Source organism: Flavobacterium omnivorum (assembly GCF_900099915.1).
In the GTDB taxonomy this organism is placed as follows: domain Bacteria; phylum Bacteroidota; class Bacteroidia; order Flavobacteriales; family Flavobacteriaceae; genus Flavobacterium; species Flavobacterium omnivorum.
This window is the reverse complement of sequence record NZ_FNDB01000038.1, coordinates 1-2436: the sequence shown is the minus strand read 5'-3', so window position 1 is coordinate 2436 and position 2436 is coordinate 1. Positions and strand designations below refer to the sequence as shown.

Here is a 2436-nt window from a genome sequence, read left to right as displayed (position 1 = left end):
TGAATAATCTTTTTGAGTCCGCTTCACATAGCGTGTTTCTTCATGTTTTTCCATTAGGATACTTTTTGTGTATCGCTATTTCAGGACGGGACAAAATTTAATAAAAAAACCGCAATTCATAATTTGAACTGCGGTTTTTAGCCCCGATTACTGAACTTTGTGTCTACTTTCAACGGAGTTCAGTGAACTTCATTTGAAGAGTAAACCCCACGCTTTTTTCCGTGGATTGCATCGTATAGCGAGATTAGCTCCTAAAAATTATTTGAAATAAGAGAATGTTTCTTCGTTTTCTAATTTCAATAAGGTTTCATAAATTAATTTAATCACGTTTTCAACGTCATCACGGTGTACCATTTCAACCGTAGTGTGCATATAACGCAACGGCAAGGATATCAAAGCCGAAGCAACACCGCCATTACTGTATGCAAAAGCATCGGTATCAGTTCCGGTAACACGTGAAGAAGCTAATCTTTGGAACGGAATTTCTTTTGCCATCGCAGTTTCTAAAATCAATTCTCTCAGATTATTTTGCACTGCCGGTGCATAAGTAACTACAGGACCTTTGCCAATTTTTGTGTCACCTTCAACTTTCTTATCGATCATTGGAGTAGTGGAGTCGTGGCAAACATCAGTAACAATTGCTACGTTAGGTTTGATGGTTTTGGTAATCATTTCGGCACCACGAAGACCTACTTCTTCCTGAACGGAATTGGTGATATACAATCCAAAAGGTAGTTTGATATTATTTTCATGTAACAAGCGAGCCACTTCGGCAATCATAAATCCACCCATACGGTTATCTATCGCACGACAAACAAATTTGTTTTCGTTCAAAATCATGAATTCATCAGGATAGGTAATTACGCAGCCCACATGAACGCCCATTTTGTCAACTTGTTCCTTTGTCTCGCAACCAATATCAATGAACAGATTATCCACTTTAGCCACTTCTTCGTCTTTCTTTCTATTTCGAGTATGTATCGCTGGCCAGCCAAAAACACCCTTAATAATTCCATTTTTAGTATGAATATTGACTCGTTTTGAAGGAGCAATTTGATGGTCGGAACCGCCGTTTCTAATCACATAAATTAATCCATCATCTGTAATATAATTGACATACCATGAAATTTCGTCTGCATGGCCCTCAATTACTACCTTATAAGGAGCATCTGGATTTATAATTCCTACGGCGGTTCCATAAGTATCCGTTATAAAAGTATCCACATAAGGTTTCAAATAGTCCATCCATAGTTTTTGCCCTTCACTTTCGTAACCTGTCGGTGATGCATTATTAAGGTAGTTTTCTAAAAAGTCAAGTGATGACTTCTTTAATATTGATTTTGTGCTCATAAAATTATTTTTTGCTAAATTATAAATTTGGCATTACAGTTGTGTATATATTGTATAATTTTGGCAATAAAAAATTCATATATGAAGCTAATTAAATTTTTAATAATCTTTCTTTTTTTTAGTATTTCTATAAATGCGCAGGTAATTCCGCAGGACACCACAAAAATGGGATATGAATTGAGTGATGATGACTCCATTCTTAACGATACAATTCAGTTGCCCGAGATATTAATATATAAGGAGAAGATGGATCCAGAAGCGAGAAAGCAATTTTTAATGCTTCAAAGTCGTGTTTATAAAACGTATCCTTACGCAAAACTGGCTGCTGAGAGATTAACCACTTTAAATAAAGGGATGGCCAACCTGAAAACCAATAAAGAGAAAAAGAGATACTTTAAGATAGTCGAAGGTTATTTAAGTAATGAATTTGAAGCTAAACTCAAAAAGCTTTCCCGCAAGCAAGGACAAATATTGGTAAAGTTAATACATCGCCAAACGGGTAATACAACCTATGAATTAGTGAGAAACCTTAAAAGTGGCTGGAAAGCATTTTGGTCTAATACAGCAGCTAGTATGTTTGATATTAATTTAAAGACAAAGTATACGCCTTTTGTAGTTAATGAAGATTATTTAATAGAAACCATATTAATACGGGCGTTTGATTCTGGAAGATTACAAAATCAAAACCCTGCAATAGTAGTTGATTATAATAATCTAACCGATTCTCGGCAGTCCAAAGTGGTTATTATAAAGAAATAACAATGACTTGGGCGTTTCCCTGTATAAAAAAGAGGCTATTATCTAAATGGGTAGTAGCCTCTTTTTTATAGAGGGCCGGGCTATTCGCTACAAGTCCTCGTCAAGTTGCGCTGCACTCCACTTGGCTGCGGGCTTTGCGCTGCTATCCCTAACGCGGGGAGTTGTATAATTGATTAAGAATTCGGTGTACCTTATATATAGGTAGGTATAGAATGTCTTACTTATAATGAATACCGTAAGAAACAAACCAGGAACAACTGTCCAAGCGTCAAAAAACCGAAATTATCTAAGATGATACTGCAGACAGGACCTAGAAACTGTATTAAT

The 2436-nt window shown here is 36.0% G+C and carries 2 protein-coding genes; one reads left to right on the top strand and one right to left on the bottom strand.

The window, feature by feature from the left end; all coding sequences use genetic code 11:
• Positions 1–258 precede the first annotated feature (258 nt).
• Entirely contained in the window at positions 259–1350 is a 1092-nt protein-coding gene (locus tag BLS90_RS16585) for a M42 family metallopeptidase (protein ID WP_091259628.1), read from the bottom strand.
• A gap of 81 nt (positions 1351–1431) precedes the next feature.
• Here BLS90_RS16585 and BLS90_RS16580 point away from each other — a divergent pair, with 81 nt between their 5' ends.
• On the top strand, positions 1432–2109 hold the full coding sequence (locus tag BLS90_RS16580; protein ID WP_091259626.1) for a DUF4294 domain-containing protein: 678 nt from the start codon (positions 1432–1434) through the stop codon (positions 2107–2109).
• Positions 2110–2436: the final 327 nt, after the last annotated feature.

Coding starts and splice junctions, on each gene's coding strand:
- BLS90_RS16585 (WP_091259628.1), bottom strand. CDS start 1,350: ATGAGCACAAAATCAATATTAAAGAAGTCATCACTTGACTTTTTAGAA.
- BLS90_RS16580 (WP_091259626.1), top strand. CDS start 1,432: ATGAAGCTAATTAAATTTTTAATAATCTTTCTTTTTTTTAGTATTTCT.